This is a genomic window from Bacteroides helcogenes P 36-108 (assembly GCF_000186225.1).
Lineage (GTDB): Bacteria > Bacteroidota > Bacteroidia > Bacteroidales > Bacteroidaceae > Bacteroides > Bacteroides helcogenes.
In genome coordinates this window covers 3916314-3935881 of sequence record NC_014933.1, presented here as the reverse complement: position 1 = coordinate 3935881, position 19568 = coordinate 3916314, and the positions used below count along the sequence as shown (strand labels likewise).

Sequence of the window (19568 nt, the reverse complement as noted above, 5' to 3'; positions counted from 1 at the left end):
AAAAGGCTACTTGTTCAACAGGTAGCCTTTTGTTTTTTTATTTTAGATTATATACTTCCCGATATATATGTTCTTTTATATTATCGAAGTCTTTCTCGCATTGCAAGTTTCCATAGGCCATAAGTGACATGGGAAGAAAATGTTCACCAGGTTTGTAAGGAGGCTGGTAGTATGTTTTTTCCCATAATGAAAATCCATGGCGTTGATAGAAATTGATGCGCCGTTGTGCCATTTCTTCAACTGGTTTTTCCACTTCCAGGATGATAGGGGATTTCAAAAGCTGGCACAGGTGGTGTAGTACGTTTTTCCCATGTCCACAATTGCGTTGTGCCGGGTCTATGGCAAAATGCTCCACATAGAAAAAACGGCCGAAATCCCAATAAGTAATGAAGCCGACAGGTGTGCTGTCCTGAAAAATAATATTATTGTAGAAATTGACTTTTGTATCGGTATAATAACGCTGCTCCTCCAGTGTCCGGTATTCTTCTGTAGGGAACGAACTTATCATGAGTTGTTCCATGTACTTGTATAAAACAGTCTCGGCATTTGTAATACGTTGAAGTTTGATCATAAATTATAAAATGTTTATCTTTTACTATTTAGTATAAAAATCAATTATCCGTTGGATAGCCCGTTGGCAGACCGGACAAAAATCGGGATATTCATTGGTTCGCATGCGGCAATTATAAGCCGGGCGGTATATGCCTTTGGCAGAATATCCTGCTCCTTCATAAACTCCTATCGGATATTTGCTGCACTCTGTGGGTGGTGTAGGGATTGGAGTGTATTTTGCAAGCATTTCTATCCATTTGGAAGCGAAGTTTTTCAGGGTGCTGATATTTTGTTCCCATGGTTCGATATCCAATGGATAAGTATCTGTCATCACATCATTATCATAGAAGTATTCATCGGCAAGTCCTCCGAAACTGTGCCCGAATTCATGTACCACCACAGGGCGAAATTGGGGATGGTGAGCTGTTGTGAGTGTGTATGAATTATAGATGCCGCCTCCACCGTATTCTTCTGTATTAGCCAAGATGATGATGTGCTCGTAAGGGATTCCGGCCAGTGCATCATGTATGGACTTCACATGTGAAGTTGTCAGATAACGGTCTGAATAAAAAGTGCTGAAATTGGAATTGAAGGCGGTACGTTTCCAGTCGCCTAATCGGGGAACACTTACTCCACTATCTTCCGAAGGGCTTGCTACTGCTATGATGTTAAACTGTGTTTTCATGGATTTGAATGGTTCGTGAGAAAACAGGCTTTCACAGGCAATGGCTGCGTCTTTATAGAATGTATCCATTTCGTTCAGGGTATAACCTTCTGCAAGAATAGCTACATCAATGCATTTGTCCACACTTCCACTTTGTAACAGATATTTGTGTGAGATGGTTCGGTTGATGCCTTTCGGGTGTATCAGAATGTCATTGGGATTGACTGTGTGCTTCATATTTGCCCGGATATTTCTGTGTGGGTCGAGAAGGGTTATTTCTATTTCTGCCGGACGAAGTGGGTAGGGAACTAAGAAACTGTTTTCAAAGCCCTTCGTCACAACTTTCGCCTCGTCTGTTTCAAGCCATTCTTGAAAAAGTGAAGAGAAGGAAGTTTTATAGATAATGTTTCCACTGATTATATCACGCATAACAATTTGCCCGTTGCCTTGCAATGGGAGTTCAGATAAATGATGTCTTCTTCCTGCCCACAACGGCAATGAAGACAGTTCATTCAGGCAGATTTCCTGTTTTGCGGCATTTCCCGTGAAAAGGTAGTCAATACGCAAAGTTTTATCCATAAAGTAATCTGTGAAAACCTGTGCTTGAATGAGTAGTGTAATGGACAGGCACATAAGGAGCAGTGTGTATTTTTTCATAACGATCTTAATATTTAATCTTTCTACAAAGATACTATCTTTAAAGCTCATCTGCAATCATCTTGCATTGGGGGAATGATTTTTTTGTATATATGCCTAAAAGTTTCTGATAAGGTTTTATTCTTTTTTTAGCAATAAAAGTTATGAACCGTATTTTTATTGGTGAAAAAATAGCTAACTTTGCATGTTGACGTATGGAAATACAGAAGATATTAATAATTAATCATTAGAATTTGAAATGGGACATCATCAATTAGATACTTTAGACGAGCAGATATTAAAGCTTATTGCCGATAATGCACGTATTCCTTTCCTTGAAGTGGCAAGAGCTTGTAATGTGTCGGGAGCGGCCATTCATCAGCGCATTCAAAAGTTGACCAATTTAGGCATATTAAAAGGTTCCGAATATGTTATTGATCCGGAAAAAATAGGGTACGAGACATGTGCTTATATTGGTATTTATTTAAAAGATCCTGCCTCTTTTGATGCTGTTACAAAAGCTTTGGAAGCTATTCCGGAGATTGTGGAGTGTCATTTTACAACGGGCAAGTATGACATGTTCATTAAGCTCTATGCGCGCAATAACCACCATTTACTGAGTATAATCCATGATAAGTTGCAGCCATTGGGCTTAGCTCGTACGGAAACTTTGATTTCTTTTCATGAAGCCATCAAGCGGCAGATGCCGATAGTGGTTGAAGAAGAAGATTGATCTATCGGCGAATATAGTCAACAAATGCATAGGGGTAGGGATGCTTCTCGTCCGGCGAGTGTGATTCCCTGCTTTTTTCTTGCCATATAGCCGGATTTATTTCCGGGAAGTAGGCATCTGCTTGAGGTACTTCTGCGTCCACTTCTGTCAAGTGAAGGAGATTGGCGAACGGTAAAGCTTGCCTATATACACTTGCACCACCAATGATGTACACTTGTTCAACGGGGGTACAGCTTCTTAGTGCTTCCTCCAGCGATGAGAATAGTTCTGCTCCCGGGCAGTAAGTTTCCGGATGTGAGGAAAGTACGATGTTACGACGGTTGGGCAGTGCACCCTTGGGCAGAGACTCGAAAGTTTTCCGTCCCATGATGATGGTGTTTCCGGTAGTGAGTGCCTTGAATCGTTTCAAGTCATTGGGCAGCCAAAACAGAAGTTTATTCTGATGCCCTATTCCCTGGTGTCTGTCTATTGCGGCAATAATGCTGATCATAATTATAGTTTACTGATTGTTTTTTCCGAATGTCAGATTGCAACCTTTCCGGCAATGTGAGGATGGGGATTGTAATTAACCAGCTCAAAATCCTCGTACTTGAAATCAAAGATGTTTTTCACATCCGGATTGATATTCATCAGGGGAAGCGGTTTGGGGTTGCGAGTTAGTTGCAGTTTCACCTGTTCTATGTGGTTAAGGTAGATATGGGCATCTCCTAAAGTATGGATAAAATCTCCGGCTTGCAATCCTGTCACTTGCGCCATCATCAGCAAGAGCAGAGCGTAAGAAGCTATATTGAAGGGTACTCCCAGGAAGATATCTGCACTGCGTTGGTATAATTGCAGGCTTAGCTTGCCATTTGCCACATAAAATTGAAAGAAGGCATGGCAGGGAGGCAGGTTCATGTTATTCAAATCACCTACATTCCATGCACTGACAATGATGCGGCGTGAATCCGGGTTATGTTTAATCGTTTCGACAGCTTCACTGATCTGGTCTATAAAACCACCTTTGTAGTCGGGCCACGAACGCCACTGATAGCCATATATGTGTCCTAAATCTCCATTTTCATCCGCCCATTCATTCCATATGCGTACTCCGTTGTCTTGGAGATATTTTATATTGGTATCTCCTTTGAGGAACCATAAAAGTTCATGGATAATTGATTTCAGATGAAGTTTTTTGGTTGTCAGACATGGAAATCCTTCTTCCATATTGAAGCGCATCTGATGTCCGAATATGCTGACGGTTCCCGTTCCCGTGCGGTCGTTTTTCTCTGCGCCTTCGGTCAGTACCCGGTTGAGCAAGTCTAAATATTGTTTCATGATAGTGGTTCTTTTCTGCAATCTGTATGCAAAGGTAGGAGATTAAATTAATAATGAGTAATTAATAATTGAAAATTAAAGGAATGGTGTCAGCAAATTGCCTACCCAGCCTACAAACTTTTTCCATGCAGAGCGTTTTTTCCAAACCTCAGGGGTCAATAAGGTACTGTTTTGCTTGTCTCTCTCAAACATTTCGTTCAGTTGACGTGTGGTAGCGGGATCAAAGATAAAGGCATTTGTTTCATAATCATATCTCAGGCTACGGCTGTTTAGGTTGGCTGTGCCTACCGTGCAGAAAGTGCCGTCCACCATCATGATCTTTGAATGGTGAAAGCCGCCGTTGAAAAGGTAAATCTTGGCTCCTTTCTTCATTAGCTTGTGTGCAACATGGAAAGAGGCTTCGGGAGTAAAATAGATGTCCGATACGGCAGGGATCATGATTTCTACTTCAGTTCCCTTTTTCAACGCATTTCTTATAGCTTTACGGATTGATTTAGTCGGAACGAAATAAGGGTTTACAATCCGGATATTATTTTGTGCTGCCTGTATGGAAGCTGCGTAAGCATGGCTGATAGAACGGGGAGTTTCGAGTGGAGTGCGATCTACGATGGCTATTTCTTCTGCTATGCTGTCCGGAAAATGGGGGGTGTTCGGAAAGTATGACGGCCCTCCTATATGCTGTCCCGTTTCACGGTTCCACATAGTCAGGAAGATTCCCTGTAAATAGCGGACTGCCTCACCTTCGAGGTGGATGTGCATATCATGCCATTTGCCTATTTTTGGTAAACCATTAATATAATAGTCTGCTATATTCATGCCTCCTGTATAGCCTACTTTGCCATCAATGATGACGATTTTGCGATGATCGCGGTGTGCGGCATGGTTTATCCAAGGAAAGGTAATCGGATCAAACTTTACGATTTCGATTCCACGGTCGCGGATAGTCTTCAGGTGGCGTTTCTTCAGCGGCTTGCTGTTGGACCAATTACCGAAAGCGTCAAACAGAGCGCGTATTTCTACACCTTCTTGAGCTTTCTCTGCCAACAAGTCGAATAAGGCATTGGCAATAGAGTCATTACGGAAGTTGAAATATTCCAGGTGGATATGATGTCGGGCCTGCTTGATTGTTTTGAAAAGGTCGATAAACTTGTCATGCCCGGTCATTAATAATTTTACTTCATTGTTGCATGTGACCGGTACTCCTGTCTGTTGCAGATAACTCGTGACAATGCTGTCGCTGGATATCTGTCCGCAGGCATTCCCAATAGAAAAAAGGAATAATATGATAAATGTAACTTTCTTCAAAACTTTTCTTCTCTCTTTAGTTTTATAAATTTGCAAAGATATAAATAACATTGAGAATTACTTATTTGTTTTGAAAAAAAAAGCAGCCCTTACGCTTTTAATAAGGTAAGGGCCGGTTAAGTTATTGTATGGATAATGGTTTATGCCAAAGAAGATATTTTGCGGCATCCGAGAAATATCAGTACCACGGCTGCTATCAGCAATGACTTGGGGTCAAGTTGGGTAATTGTTCCACTTTGTATGGTTGTGCTGAATGTTTCGCGGAGCGCATCTATTATCAGTTGTAATCCGTCCAGGGTGACAAACAGCACCAATGCTAATGTAAAACAGAATGCAGTCCATATCTGTGACAGTCGATGGCTGCGGTTGGGTAGTCGGTGCATCACACGACGGGTAAATCCGTTATCGGCTATTTCCTGTCGGTTTCCGGCAAAAAATTGTTCGAGAAGTTTATCATCATTTTCCATCATAACCATTTTGTTTTAAGTAAGCAGCCATTTTTTCTTTCGCCCGTGAGAGGTGGCTTTTTACTGTTCCCACCGGACATTCAGTGATACCTGCAATCTTTTCGATACTTTGGTCTTCCATGTAAAAGAGCGTGATGCAGGTACGTTCCATTTCTTTCAGAGTGGCCAGCGCACGGTAGATGTCCATGTGCTGCCCTATGTCTTGTTGCAGCGTGCTGCATTGAGTGTCCACCTGGTACGTGTCCAAATCATCCGTCTCTTTTCGGCTGCGAATATAATCATAAAATACATTATAAGCAATACGATAGAGCCAAGTTGAGAAGCTGGACAGATTTTTAAATGAAGCAATATTGGTATATGCTTTGATAAAAGTATCTTGTGCCAAGTCGTCACTCAATTCGCTGTCGCCGCAGGTTTGGTGCAGAAAGAACCGTCGTACGGGCGACTGGTATTTCTTCACCAATTGGTCAAAGGCTTTGGTGTTGTGAAACACCACGACCTGCGCGACTAACGATATGTCATTGAGTTGACTCATTTCTCGTCGTTTTTCTTCTGTTGGCTATAATAGATTACTAATTGACCGAAACCCGTAAACATGATGAGCAAACCTATACATCCCAGGCTGAATTCTCCGGTGATCGCCCAAAGGAAGATGAACAATCCTATTCCGAGAAAAACATTCTTGATGCCTTTGGTGCGGACATCTTCTGTTTCGGTATTCCTGAAGATATTTTCCGGCAACTGCTGCCCGCTTGCCAGAGCCTGTTCGGCCAGACGATATTTGGCTTTCCGATTTTTATAGCGAAAGAAGAAGATTACGAATACGATGAGCAGAGGCATGCCGAAGACAAATATGATAGCAATGATTGAGATCGTGGCAGTGGCTGCAACGTCATTTTGGGAAAGGTCGGAAAACAACCATCCCAATCTGTCGTGACGTTCAGTGCGGTCGTTGTAGTCATATTCGCGGTTGTTTTCCTCCGAACTGCTTTCATAAGTCATGATGCTGAGTGTGTCTGTAACGGTTTTGCCATTGATAACCGCATCTCGTAGTTCTATTACTCTTCTTTTGTTTCCCAGACTGTCATTCTCTGTCACGGTTCTGTTTTTTCCTTGTGCCGATGTGCAGAATAGCATGGCAATCATCAATCCTAATATGATACGTTTCATAATCAATATGTTTTTTAATTTGTTTCTTTGTGATTTAGACGTATGGTAGCCGTTATAAAGTTGCAAAGAGAAGAAATCTTTTTGTAATTTCATCCATGAATGAGTTTCTTGGAAATCCATGGATGCAAAAATAATGTAATTGTTTTGATTGGCAATTCCCATGGAATGTAAATTTTCATTTATGAGTTAAATAATGTGGCCCTTCATTTGCTCTTTGTAGTTTACTATATCTTCTTTGGATTTTTAGTAAATCTTCGGGGGATTTTTAGTAAAAATCCGGAGAAGTTTTACTAATTTTTTTTCCCCCGTCAGGAATGCTTTGTAGCGGGGTATGAAAAAACATTCTTGATATGTAAGGTATTTTTTATTAAGTGTCTTCAATCGGATAAAAAATGCAGGAAGGGTGGTGCTTGATATGCTTTGTATAGCAAGATATAGGTATTTTAGTGCTTTGGGTATCCTTATTTGACGGCCGGAGTTGTTTTACATGATAAATTCAGCTATCTTCGCATCGGTTTTTTGATGAGGATACTGATCTTGAAGAAGCTGCGCAAAATAATGAGACTGTTTCTTCCCTTGCTGTTTATTGTTTATTTGGGAGGATTAACTCTATTTACCCATTCGCATGTGGTGAATGGGGTTATCATAGTGCACTCTCATCCATTCAAGGGGCAGCATGAACATTCTGAAGTTCAGTTGGAAACCATATTCTTCGTTTCTTCTTTTGTAGCTTCTTCACTTCCCTCCTGCCTGATTGCTACTTTGTTTTCCCTTGTTTTGCTCTGTGTGCTGGCTATTCCCGCAACAGAGTGGATTAAAAGAGTGAAATCTCGTGGCGTCATCAGCCTTCGCGCCCCTCCTTCCCTTTGATTCTTGACATAATATTTGTTTAAGAACTATTTTAATTGTGGCATCGATTGGATGTCGCAGGAATTCCATTTTATTATTTAATTTAAAGAATACATGAAAAAATATATGTTTTTTGTGCTGGGAGTGATGTGTCTGTTACTCTCAACTACTGCTTATGCCGAAGATATGAAAGGAACCGATGCCAATATTGTCGGTCATGTTATAGAAAAAAGTACGGGTGAACATCTGCCTTATATGACGGTTTCTTTAAAGGGAACCACTATCGGGACTGTAACGGATGCTACCGGACATTACTTTTTGAAAAACCTGCCGGAAGGCGAGTTTACACTGCAAGTCAGTGCGGTGGGCTATAAGTCACAAGACCGCAAAGTGATGTTGAAGCGCGGCAAGACTTTGGAAGAGAACTTTGAGCTTGAAGAGGATATGATTGCGCTGGATGGTGTGGTTGTCACCGCCAATCGTAATGAAACGGCTCGCCGCCTGGCCCCTACTTTGGTCAAAGTTGTCACTCCGAAACTGTTTGATCTTACAAACTCGCATACATTGTCTCAAGGATTGGTTTTCCAGCCCGGTGTCCGTGTAGAAACCGATTGCCAGAATTGTGGCTATTCACAGGTACGTATTAATGGTCTGGATGGAAAATATACTCAGATATTGATAGATTCAAGGCCTATTTTCTCTGCTTTGGCCGGTGTTTATGGATTGGAACAGATTCCCGCCAATATGATAGAGCGCGTGGAAGTGGTGCGTGGAGGAGGATCTGCCTTATTCGGTTCTTCTGCCATTGCCGGAACTGTGAACATTATAACAAAAGAGCCCACCCGCAATTCCGGTTCGTTTACCCATACTATTTCAAACTTTAACGGTTCCGGTTCGTTCGCCAATAATACAACGTTGAATCTTTCTCTCGTTTCTTCGGATAATAAGATGGGAGCTTATATTTATGGTCAGAACCGCCAGCGTTCGGCATGGGATTCCAATGGAGACGGTTTCTCCGAATTGCCGAAGCTCCGGAATCAGACTATCGGCATGAATGCCTATTACAGAACGAGTGCTTATTCCAAGTTAAGTTTGGAATATCACCACATGGAAGAATTTCGTCGTGGTGGAAGCGGCTTTGATTTTCCTCCACATATTGCGGAAAATGCAGATTTGAATGGTACTGGAGAGCCCGGATTGGTTGAGCAGATCAGGCATTCCATCAATACAGGAGGACTTAAATTTACAGCTTTCTCCAAGAACCAGAAGCATACGTTCAATGCTTATGCTTCTGCCCAGCACATTGCGCGCGACAGTTATTACAGTGCTTATGGCATGACAACGGATTTCACCGGAGTGCTGGGAGCTCAATATATCTATCATTTTGACAAATGCCTTTTCATGCCTTCCGAATTGACCGGCGGCATCGAGTTTAACCATGATAACCTTCATGACAAGGCAACGGATATGCAAAAATACCGTGATGCTGCTTTGGAGGAAGATCCCGCTGCGACAGGGGAACGTTTGCAGCAATTGATTAATAAATATACACCTGTTCCGCTAAATCAGATTGTGAACGTGGCGAGCGCTTATGTACAAAATGAATGGAAAAACGAACAATGGAGTTTTTTGGTTGGCGGCCGTATAGATAAGAACAGCATTATGGATAAGGCTGTTTTCAGCCCTCGCGCCAATATCCGTTACAATCCTACTCAAGACATCAATATCCGGCTTAGTTATGCCGAAGGTTTTCGTGCACCGCAGGCTTTTGATGAAGAATTGCATATTAGTAATGTAGGTGGTGAGCTGGTATCCATCGTCCGCGCCAAAGGGCTGAAGGAAGAACGTTCGCGCAGCTTGAATGCTTCGGTGGACTGGTATCATTATTTTGGAGATTTTCAGGCAAATCTGTTGGTCGAAGGATTCTATACAAGGCTTTCTGATCCGTTCATTCTGACCCCGCCGGCAAAGGACCCCAAGGGCAGTAACTATTTGATACGTACCCGTATCAATGGTCCGGGTGCTAAGGTCTATGGTGGTACATTGGAAGGGAAAATAGCCTATAAGAATATACTTCAGTTGCAGGCAGGCATAACGGTTCAGCGCAGCATTTATGACGATCCGGTGAAGTGGAGTGAGGATGAAAAGCATTTGTCTGAGGCTGAACGCCATAGTGATAAGATTTTGCGTACTCCTGATGTGTACGGCTATTTCACCGCAACTTGCACACCGACAAAAGCGTTTTCCATAGCGTTGAACGGTAATTATACGGGGCGGATGTATGTACCACACTTGATGTCCGAAGTAGATGAGACGGCAGACTTGTTGGTGAAAAGCCCAAGTTTCTTTGAACTGGGTACTAAGTTGGCTTATGATATTGACTTTACGGGCATTTGTCTGCAGTTTAATGTAGGGGTACAAAATATATTCAATTCTTATCAGAAGGATTTTGATAAAGGAGCGAGCCGTGATTCCGGTTATATCTATGGTCCCGGCACACCCCGTTCTTATTTTGCAGGAGTAAAGCTCAGCTTTTAAAAAGCAATGCGGAATGGCATAGTTTGACCGACACCGGGGAACGGTTTCTTGCCCGGTATCGGTCAGTGCTTTGCCCGGTGTCGAATAAAAAGTGGGTTATATTTTGTGTTGCCTTTCTTGTTTTAGACTATCTTTGCCGTCGCAATCAAAAGTTCAGAACATGGAATTACCCGCAGCATTTTCCGACTATACCCGTGCCCTTTTAGGTATCGGTGAATATAATAAGCTGGCTGATGTCTTGGAAGGAGAGCAGCCTGTCAGCATTCGGCTGAATGAAGATAAATTATCAGATTCTTCATTCGGCCTTTTTCATGCCTTTTCCGAGCCTGTGCCTTGGGCTTCTACGGGGTATTATCTTCGCAATCGGCTGACGTTTACTTTCGATCCCCTTTTCCATGCCGGATGTTATTATGTGCAGGAGGCGGCTTCCATGTTTGTGGAGCAGGCGCTGAGGCAGTATGTGTCCGATAGCCCGGTAGTAATGCTCGACCTCTGTGCCGCCCCCGGTGGTAAATCGACCCATACGCGCAGCCTGTTACCCGAAGGAAGTCTGTTGGTTGCCAACGAGGTTATCCGTAACCGTTCGCAGGTATTGGCGGAGAATCTGATTAAGTGGGGACATCCCGATGTTGTGGTAACCAATAACGATCCGGCGGACTTTGCGCCATTGAAGGATTTCTTTGATGTGATATTGGCCGATGTGCCCTGTTCCGGCGAGGGAATGTTCCGCAAAGACCCTGTTGCCGTAAGTGAATGGAGCTTGGAGAATGTGGAGATCTGCTGGCAGCGCCAGCGACGGATTATTTCGGATATTTGGCCTTGCCTGAAGCCGGGAGGAATTCTGCTTTATAGCACCTGTACTTACAATGTGAAGGAAAATGAAGAAAACATCCGTTGGATGCGCGATAAACTGGGGGCGGAAGTGCTTCCGTTGGAAACTTCTGCCGACTGGAACATTACGGGAAATCTACTGGCAAGTGAGGAATTTCCTGTTTATCGTTTCCTGCCACATAAGACAAAAGGAGAGGGATTTTTTCTTGCTGTTGTACAAAAAAAGGCGGGAAGCAGCATCTCGAATTCCGCAGGTGAATGCTCCTTTTTCCGTAGAAAAGGGACAAAGACTGCGGGTATTTCCAAAGAGTCTTGTTCTTCATTGCGTGAGTGGATTCTGGCTCCGGACAATTATGAACTTTTTCCGAACGGTAGCAGTGTCAGGGCTTTTTCACAATGCCATTTTCCGGTATTATCCGTATTGCAGTCATCACTCCGCATTGTGCAGGCAGGAGTTGATGTTGCGGAACTGAAGGGTAGAGATTGGATGCCCTGCCATTCTCTTGCTGTGAGCCGGGTGTTGAGGAAGGATGCTTTTGTGCGCGAGGACATCGGTTATGAACAGGCTGTCTCTTATTTGCGGAAAGAGGCCATCACATTGTCTGCGGCAATTCCCCGCGGAGTGGTACTGCTCACTTATAAGAATATTCCTTTGGGTTTTGTCAAAAATATCGGTAATCGTGCCAATAATCTCTATCCTCAGGAATGGCGTATTCGTAGCGGTTATTTGCCGGAGGCGGTTTTGGAATTGGGGACAGTCTTGTGGGAAAGTTAAATTTTCATGCAGTATTTTTTTACAGGGAAGGTTACCCGGCTGCAAATGTATTATCATTGAAGAAAGGAAGCTGTTTGCCAATCACAAACAACTTCCTTTCTTTCGGGAGGATTATAATCTGCTTTTATAAATTTGTGCCATCACTCTCTGATACTGGTTCTCCAGTTGCAGAAGGTTCGATTTACTTTGATAGACTACCGATACCTCCAGGAAATATTCGATCATGCTGATTTGTCCTCCTGCAAGTGCTTGCCTCAACAGTGCAAGGTCTTGTTGCTGCCCGAAGGTCTGTTCGTACTCTTTTATCGAGGCGTGCAGGTTGCGGGCTTCTTCGTAAAGTTGCCACAGGGTGGAGGAGGCTTGCAGTGCAGCGTTTTCCTTTCGATAGCCGAAGTTGAGTGCCTGCGATTTGGCTATTTTCACTTTGTGGCGGTTCTCAAACAAGGGAAAAGAGAAGCCTACCACAACCCCGTTCAGAGGATGACCGCTTTCTGTATTGCGGCGATAGCCCAATTCCAGCTTGGGTAACCAGCCTTGCAGGCTTGCTGAAACCTGTTTGCAGGCAGCGTCACCTTCATCGTTGAGTGCCTTCAGAATTGGGTCTAAGGCAAGTAGCTCATCACATACTTGCCGAAAGTCGGCAGGTAGTGGATTGGCGGGGTATTCTGCCAGTCCCAAAGTGCTGACAGAAGGCAGATCGGTGTAGGGTGAGGGACGTCCCGGCGTGAGTGGCTGGTTACCGTTCAATGCGGTGAGTTCCTTCAGTTTGTTGTTCAGGGTTGTTTTGTTCGTGCGGGCTTCAGTGCGCACGTTCAGCAGTTCCAGATTTATTTTGTTGGTTTCCAATACGCTTGCATCTCCTGTATCCATGCGCTTGGCATACATGGCAGAGAGTTCTTCGGCATTCTTCAGGCGTTCGTCAAGCAGTGTTTGTCTGCGTTGCAGCATGATGATGTCCAGACATATTTCTTTGGCCCGGAGCAATATCTGTTGGCGTAAGGCTGCTGCTTGTGCATCCAGCGCGCCGGCCTTCAGGCGATTCATCTTCCCGCGGGTGGCGTAGAGAGTGGGGAAGTCGAAACTTTGGGAAACAACGAGTTCGCCTACTGTCTTGCTGCGGTCTTGGGAGTCCCAAAGATGTGCGTAAGACAGAGTAGGGTCGGGCAGGTTGTTACTGGTTCTGTTTTCCAGCTTTTGCGATGAAATGAACAGGGCATTGGCCTGCAATTCTTTGTTGTTCGTTTCGATTTGGCGCAGCACGCCATCGATGCCGGAAGTTTGAGCCGTCAGTCCTGTACAGGCAATAAGGGTTACATTGAGTATGAGTATTTTTTTCATAAGCACTTGTTCTTGAATCATTTTGTTTTATGAATGCTTCTTTGCGGGTTCTTCATCATCAGATAGACTATCGGTATGATGAAGCCGTTCAGGAAGGTGGAGGTCAATAGTCCGCCCAGAATGACTTTTGCCATCGGGCTTTGTATCTCGTTGCCGGGCAGGTCGCCGCCGAGTGCCAGCGGGATGAGTGCCAAAGCAGAAGACAGGGCGGTCATCAAAATAGGGTTTAGGCGGTCGAGCGAACCTCGGACGACACTGTCATAAACGGCATACCCCTCTTCGCGCTGCAGATGGTTGTAGTGGCTGATGAGCAGCATGCCGTTGCGGGTAGCGATACCGAACAGGGAGATGAAGCCGATGATGGCGGGTATGCTTATTTCGCCCGTCGTGACAAGCAGCGCGAACACACCGCCGATCAATGCTAACGGTAGGTTGATGAGGATTATGGCGCTTTCCTTCATATTGCGGAATTCATGGTAAAGCAACAGAAAAATGACTACGACAGACATGAACGAGGTCAGTGTTAGTGTACGGCTTGCCGCCTGTTCACTTTCAAACTGGCCGCCATATTCGATGTGATATCCTTCGGGCAGTTTGATTTGCCGGTCCACCCGGTCTTGTATGTCGTTCACTACACTTCGCAGGTCACGGTCGGTCACGTTGGCGGAGATCACGATCTTCCGTTTCACGTTCTCGCGGCTGATGGTGTTGGGGCCCATTGACGAACGGATTTCCGCCACATAGTTCAAGGGTATTTTCTGCCCGTCGTCCGTGTCTATCATTAGGTCGCGGATGCGGTCGGCCGCTTCGCGCAGGTCGTTCTTGACACGCACCGTGAGATCAAAGCTCTTTCCTCCTTCGTAAACCTGTGACACGGCTTCGCCCGCCAGGCAGACGTTTACGAATTCTGCAAACTCCGGTAGCGTGATGCCATATCGGGCCAGCATTTCGCGTCGGGGAGCGATGATGAGCTGCGGGCGTTCAATCTGCTGCTCTACGTTCAGGTCGGCAATACCGGGGATGTCGCGGACGGCGGTTTTGATTTCATTGCCTAAGGAGAACATGCGGTTCAGGTCGTTGCCGAACAGCTTGATGGCAATGTTGGCTTTGGTTCCCGACAGCATGGCGTCGATGCGGTGACTGATGGGTTGGCCTATCTCCACGTTGGCTCCCACGATGGTTCCCAATTTCTCGCGCACTTCAGCTACCAGTTCGCTGCGAGGGCGGTCTTTCAGTTCGAAAGGAGCTTCTATTTCGGAGACGTTTACGCCCAAGGCGTGTTCGTCCAGCTCCGCGCGTCCTGTCTTGCGTGCCACGGTTTGTATCTCCGGAATGGAGAGAAGCAGTTCTTCGGCACGGTGTCCCATCTTGTCACTTTCTTCCAGCGAGATACCTGGAAGGGAAGACAGGTTGATGGTGAATGAGCCTTCGTTGAAGGAAGGCAGGAAGGAGCGACCCAGGGTGAAGAAGCAGCCCAAGGCTATGGCAAACAGTACGACGGTTGCTCCGAGCACGCTTTTCTTGTGTATCAACACGAAGGTGAGGGCAGTGGAGTACCAGGTTTTCAGTTTGCATGCTACGAGAGAATCGCCGTTTGCCGTGATCACCCCTGATTGTGGTGCTGTGGTTGCCTCTGATACATTGTCCTCTTTTTTCTTCAGAAGATAGGAGCATAGCACGGGTGTCACCGTCAGTGCCACTACCGTGGATGCTGCCAGTGCCACGATGAACGCGATGCCCAGTGGCATCAGCATGCGGCCTTCCATCCCACTGAGGAAGAATAGCGGAACAAAACTTACGATGATTATCAGCGTGGAGTTGAGGATGGGCATGCGCACTTCTTTCGAAGCGTTGAACACTACATTCAGCACGGACAGTTGTTCACCGGCGGGTTTCAGCCGGTTTTCCCGCAAGCGTTTGTAAACGTTTTCCACATCGACGATGGCGTCATCTACCAGCGAGCCGATGGCAATGGCCATGCCTCCCAAGCTCATCGTATTGATGGTGAAACCCATATAATGCAGTGCCAGCAGTGAAGTGATGAGTGCCAGCGGAAGCGTCACCAATGAGATGACAGTGGTACGCACGTTGGCAAGGAACAGGAACAGTATGATGACCACGAAAATACCACCTTCGAGGAGCGACTTCTGCACATTGCCGATAGAGCTTTCGATGAAGCGGCTTTGGCGGAAAACATCCGTAGATACCTTTACGTCGGGCGGAAGATTCTTCTTCAGGTCTTTCAGAGAAGTTTCCAGCTTGTCTGTAAGTTCCAGCGTGCTGGTTGCCGGTTGCTTCGTGATGGTCATCAGTACGGCCGCTTTTCCCCGTTCGGAAGCTGTGCCCAGCTTGGGTAGTTTCGCTCCGATGTGCACGTCCGCTATGTCTTCCAACAGGATGGGAGTGCCGGATGCTCCGCCTTTGCGTACCACGGCCCTTGCCAATTGTTCCACACGGTCTGTAGAGAGTGTGCCGCGTACGATGTACTCATTGCCATATTCATAAAGCACACCACCGTTGGCGTTCAGGTTCATGTTGCGGGTTGCGTTCATCACCTCATCCAGTGCTATCCCATAATGGCGCATACGTTCCGGGTCCAGTTGTATCTGATATTCCTTGATGTCACCGCCCAACACGGCCACTTGTGCCACACCACCGGTAGAAAGCAGGCGCGGGCGTATAGTCCAGTCGGCGATGGTGCGCAAGTCCAGCATGGAGGTGGAGTCTGCAGTCAATCCCACAATCAGCATCTCGCCGAGAATGGACGATTGCGGACCGAGGGTAGGTTTTCCCACATTGGCAGGCAATGATTCGCCCACTACTGCCAGCTTCTCGCTGACAATCTGTCGGGCCAGATAAATGTCCGTATCCCAATCGAATTCCACCCATACTACAGAGAAACCGTTGGTTGAGGAGGAGCGTACACGGCGAACACCTGTTGCACCGTTAACGGCTGTTTCTACCGGAAAAGTAACCAGTTGTTCCACTTCCTCTGCTGCCATACCGTTGGCCTCAGTCATAATGACCACTGTAGGCGCATTGAGATCAGGGAATACATCTACTTCCGTATGCATAGCGGTGTAAGTACCGCCAATCAATAACAGCACCGAGGCTACAAGTACCAGAATGCGGTTTTGAAGTGAGAAATGTATGATTTTGTTTAACATGATTCTTGGCTGTTTTTAGTGTTCATGACTGTGTGCCGGAATTGCATTGCTTGCTGACGCCAGTTTCACCTGATAGGCTCCTTTGGTCACTACCCGGTCACCGGCTTTTACTCCCGCAAGGATCTGAACGCGTTCACCGCTGTCGGCTCCCAAAGCGACGGGCTGCTTCTTATAGCCTTCTTCATCGAGTTGCAGATATACAAAGAAGCCGCCCTGCTCCTCGGTGAGCGCACCGTGGGGCACAGAAATCACATTTTCCATAGGCGAAGAAAGCAGGAAAACTTCTACGAATGCTCCCGGAATAATGTCACCTTTATTATCGAATTCAAAAGTGACCGGGATGTAATAACCGTTCTCGCCCGATGCTTTGCCATACGAAAGCATGCGCCCGCCCAAATCTTCAAGGGTGTATGTCTTGTTGCTGTAAGGAGTACGGAAATTGGCTGAACTGATAGTGCTCAGACAGGGATAATACTTCTCTGACACATCAGCGCGGAGAAATAATTTACGGTTCTGAGTGATGCTGACCAAAGGTTGGCCCACATTTACATAGTCTCCTTCTTTCACCAGCAGGCTCTTGATGTATCCCCCGATAGGGGAGGTTACGGCCTGTCCGGCAGCAGAATGGTTCTTGGCAACGGCTTCATAACTGATACGGGCATTTTCATAGGTCTGCTCGGCTTGCGCAAATTCCTTTTCCGATACAATTTTGTTGCTGACAAGTGTTTTCATACGCTCATATTCCTTTTTAGACACCTCATAAGCGATGCGGGCCTTCTGCACAGGATCTCCTTCTGCCATATTTCCGGATGAGAGTACCACCAACGGCGTGCCTTTGCTTACGCTCATACCTTCGATGACTTTACCTTTGAAAGATACTACGCCCGCTACTGTGGCTACGGCAACGCTTTCGTCTCCCTGTGCCGCCATTATCCGGCCACTGGTCTTGATAATCCGGTGAAAAGTTCCCGGTGTAACGATGCTGGTTTCTACTCCGGCAGTCCGGGCCTTTGTAGCAGGGAGGATGATTTCGTCATTGTCACTGCCGCGGACTTCATTTTCTCCGCTTTCGTGATCATGCCCTTCATGCCCGTGGTCTGCTTCTTGCTTGTGGTTGTGGTTTTCGCTGTCGTGGTTGTGCCCGTCATGATTTTCTCCGGGCGCGTTGTTGCAGGAGCCTAACAGGAATAATCCGATGACTCCCATGAAAATAAATTTCTTCATGATGATATTTTTGTTCTTATTTTCTAATTGGATGTAAAATTAGGAAATGAGACATGCAGTCCGGTTGCATAATTGGATTATGCCGGATGGAAGCTTGTCTCCGGTCTATGCGCCGACAAGAACGTATGGAGGGGCACGAAGGCCTGTGGCACGTGTGATAAACGTGCCATGAAGTGATTCTAAATAGATGCTTTCCTGCCTTTTTATATCATTTTCGGGCAAGACCAGCAGCTTGAAGACAGGTTCAAAGAAAAGGGTAATTACCCATGGCACATTAGGATGTGCCCATGCGCTATTGCTCGAATTGGGGCTTTGTTGTACGAAGTGTGTCGTAACACATCCTGTACCACAGCAACAATGCTCGCTGGCAGAATTATGACGGTGTTCACAACAGTCTTCTGTGATGTCGCTTTTCATGCAAAGCAATCCGTCGGCATGGTGGTGGTGAGGAATGACGGGAATCGTCAGCATAATCATGCTGATGAAAAATAGAACATGAGTGATGTACCGTTTCTTTTTCATTCCTCTATCTTTTGAATGGTTGCAAAGATAGAGGTTAATGAACTAATAGCCAAATATAAGGTATTAAAAAGATTTGAATAGGTCATTTAAGCCTTCATTCATGCTTGGACGAGTGAAAATAAAGTCACGTAGAACATTGTATCGTTGTCCTGTTTTCATGGCCAGTACAACAGTATTGATGATTTCCGGTGCATCGGCGCATAGTAAGGTGCAGCCTATGATTTGCCCTGTGTGTGCATTGATCACAGCTTTGAGCATACCGTCTATGTTTTGTAGAGTACGGGTGCGCAGCACTGAGGAGGCCGGAAGTCGTGACACCCGGATAGAGTAACCGCATCTGGCGGCTTCTTCTTCCGTTAATCCGACATGTGCCAGCGGAGGGTCGGTGAAGACGACATGCGCTATCGGATTGCGGTCATGCGTGCTTCGTGATTTATCACCGAACAACCTGTTGCGGATAATGTGGAAATCGTCAATGGATAAATGGTTATACAGCCTGCCTCCTTTTACCTCACCCAATGCCCAGATGTGTGGAGCAGTGGTTTGAAGATATTCATTGACGGTTATTGCCCCGCATTCATTTGTTTCCACGCCTGCTTTTTCCGGATTTAGCCCGTCAATCATCGGTCTGTGTCCGGTGGCAAGTAAAAGTGCATCTCCTTCCAGATGGCAAAGGTTATCGCCGGAACCATGGGTATAAGTTAGCGTAATTCCGTCTGCTGTGTCATGGATTGCTTGGGTGTGTATATTCAAGTGAATACTGACACCTTTACGCTTCAGCGCTTCTGCCATTGAGGTGGCAATGTCCCGGTCATATTCGGGCATGAATTGCTTGCTGCGCTCCAATATGGATACTTCACTTCCGAAACCGGAATATATTGTGGCAAGTTCCAGCCCGACAGTACCCGAACCTATGATAAGCAAGCGTTTAGGAAGTCTGTCCTCGTGCAGTAATGATTCGCAGGTATATACGCGTTTGTTTCCGGTCAATCCTTCAATGTCTGGTATGGCCGGAGCCGAGCCTGTGTTGATGAATATTTCTTTTCCTTTCAATATTGTCTTTCCTTTTTTGGAAATTACATGGATTGTATTTTCCGACAGAAAAGAGGCTGTCCCGTCATAGATTGTGATGTTGGCATTGACTTTTGCTTTTTCATAATCTTTTTCATGAAGGAAGTGCATAAGCTTGTTTTTCCGTGCGATGGCAAGCGCGTAGAATTTTGACTGGTTTTTATAATCATCGTGATATTGTCGTTCGGCATATTCAGACTCGTATATCAGTGCTTTGGCAGAAGTGTATCCCACATTGGCGTATGCTCCTCTGTATATTCTGGAAGGAGATTCCACGATTGCAACTTTCCAATTGCGACTGGCCAGTTCGGTGGCCAATCTTTTCCCTCCTTCGCCGAATCCTATAATTATGGCATCATATTGTTTCATTTTACTTTCTCTTAGTTAAGGGTTAGTGAATGAAACAATA

At 45.6% G+C, this 19568-nt stretch carries 17 protein-coding genes; 4 read left to right on the top strand and 13 right to left on the bottom strand.

All coding sequences use genetic code 11. The features are described 5' to 3' along the window. Positions 1-37: 37 nt before the first annotated feature. Together BACHE_RS16295 and BACHE_RS16290 are read right to left on the bottom strand one after the other, a co-directional pair. Positions 38-571: a GNAT family N-acetyltransferase gene (locus BACHE_RS16295; protein ID WP_013548811.1), complete on the bottom strand. Its 534-nt coding sequence runs from the start codon at positions 569-571 to the stop codon at positions 38-40. 24 nt (positions 572-595) lie between these two features. Continuing rightward, positions 596-1873, bottom strand: coding sequence for an IgA Peptidase M64 (locus tag BACHE_RS16290; protein ID WP_013548810.1), 1278 nt, complete (start codon positions 1871-1873; stop codon positions 596-598). A gap of 238 nt (positions 1874-2111) precedes the next feature. Between BACHE_RS16290 and BACHE_RS16285 the strand changes: the two genes are divergently transcribed. Then, positions 2112-2585 (top strand): Lrp/AsnC family transcriptional regulator, encoded by a 474-nt coding sequence (locus BACHE_RS16285; RefSeq protein WP_013548809.1) that lies wholly within the window; start codon positions 2112-2114, stop codon positions 2583-2585. Between the two features lies 1 nt (position 2586). On the opposite strand, the gene BACHE_RS16280 is transcribed toward BACHE_RS16285, so the two are convergent. The 6 genes from BACHE_RS16280 to BACHE_RS16255 form a co-directional block, all read right to left on the bottom strand. After that, positions 2587-3075 carry a dihydrofolate reductase gene (locus BACHE_RS16280; protein WP_013548808.1) on the bottom strand — a complete coding sequence of 163 codons (489 nt, stop codon included), beginning with the start codon at positions 3073-3075 and terminating at the stop codon, positions 2587-2589. Positions 3076-3107: 32 nt separating this feature from the next. Beyond that, positions 3108-3902: a thymidylate synthase gene (locus BACHE_RS16275; RefSeq protein ID WP_013548807.1), complete on the bottom strand. Its 795-nt coding sequence runs from the start codon at positions 3900-3902 to the stop codon at positions 3108-3110. Positions 3903-3977: 75 nt separating this feature from the next. Further along, on the bottom strand, positions 3978-5207 hold the full coding sequence (gene cls / locus BACHE_RS16270; RefSeq protein ID WP_049778971.1) for a cardiolipin synthase: 1230 nt from the start codon (positions 5205-5207) through the stop codon (positions 3978-3980). A gap of 140 nt (positions 5208-5347) precedes the next feature. Then, positions 5348-5677 (bottom strand): DUF5056 domain-containing protein, encoded by a 330-nt coding sequence (locus tag BACHE_RS16265; protein WP_013548805.1) that lies wholly within the window; start codon positions 5675-5677, stop codon positions 5348-5350. Then, positions 5664-6209, bottom strand: coding sequence for an RNA polymerase sigma factor (locus BACHE_RS16260; RefSeq protein WP_013548804.1), 546 nt, complete (start codon positions 6207-6209; stop codon positions 5664-5666). The genes BACHE_RS16265 and BACHE_RS16260 overlap by 14 nt, the downstream gene beginning before the upstream one ends. Continuing rightward, the gene (locus BACHE_RS16255) at positions 6206-6844 is read right to left on the bottom strand and encodes a DUF6249 domain-containing protein (RefSeq protein ID WP_013548803.1); all 639 of its coding nucleotides are present in this window, start codon (positions 6842-6844) and stop codon (positions 6206-6208) included. The genes BACHE_RS16260 and BACHE_RS16255 overlap by 4 nt, the downstream gene beginning before the upstream one ends. A gap of 522 nt (positions 6845-7366) precedes the next feature. Here BACHE_RS16255 and BACHE_RS16250 point away from each other — a divergent pair. From BACHE_RS16250 to BACHE_RS16240, 3 genes are all read left to right on the top strand, one after another. Next, the gene (locus tag BACHE_RS16250; RefSeq protein ID WP_013548802.1) at positions 7367-7714 is read left to right on the top strand and encodes a hypothetical protein; all 348 of its coding nucleotides are present in this window, start codon (positions 7367-7369) and stop codon (positions 7712-7714) included. Between the two features lie 93 nt (positions 7715-7807). After that, positions 7808-10231 (top strand): TonB-dependent receptor, encoded by a 2424-nt coding sequence (locus tag BACHE_RS16245; protein ID WP_013548801.1) that lies wholly within the window; start codon positions 7808-7810, stop codon positions 10229-10231. Positions 10232-10391: 160 nt separating this feature from the next. Continuing rightward, on the top strand, positions 10392-11837 hold the full coding sequence (locus BACHE_RS16240) for a methyltransferase RsmF C-terminal domain-like protein (RefSeq protein WP_013548800.1): 1446 nt from the start codon (positions 10392-10394) through the stop codon (positions 11835-11837). A 111-nt stretch (positions 11838-11948) separates the two neighbouring features. On the opposite strand, the gene BACHE_RS16235 is transcribed toward BACHE_RS16240, so the two are convergent. The 5 genes from BACHE_RS16235 to BACHE_RS16215 form a co-directional block, all read right to left on the bottom strand. After that, entirely contained in the window at positions 11949-13175 is a 1227-nt protein-coding gene (locus BACHE_RS16235) for a TolC family protein (protein WP_041579944.1), read from the bottom strand. A gap of 17 nt (positions 13176-13192) precedes the next feature. Then, positions 13193-16342, bottom strand: coding sequence for an efflux RND transporter permease subunit (locus BACHE_RS16230; protein WP_013548798.1), 3150 nt, complete (start codon positions 16340-16342; stop codon positions 13193-13195). Positions 16343-16357: 15 nt separating this feature from the next. After that, on the bottom strand, positions 16358-17566 hold the full coding sequence (locus BACHE_RS16225; protein ID WP_013548797.1) for an efflux RND transporter periplasmic adaptor subunit: 1209 nt from the start codon (positions 17564-17566) through the stop codon (positions 16358-16360). Between the two features lie 105 nt (positions 17567-17671). Continuing rightward, positions 17672-18088: a DUF6769 family protein gene (locus BACHE_RS16220; RefSeq protein WP_013548796.1), complete on the bottom strand. Its 417-nt coding sequence runs from the start codon at positions 18086-18088 to the stop codon at positions 17672-17674. 63 nt (positions 18089-18151) lie between these two features. Further along, positions 18152-19528: a dihydrolipoyl dehydrogenase family protein gene (locus BACHE_RS16215; RefSeq protein ID WP_013548795.1), complete on the bottom strand. Its 1377-nt coding sequence runs from the start codon at positions 19526-19528 to the stop codon at positions 18152-18154. Between the last annotated feature and the right edge of the window lie 40 nt (positions 19529-19568).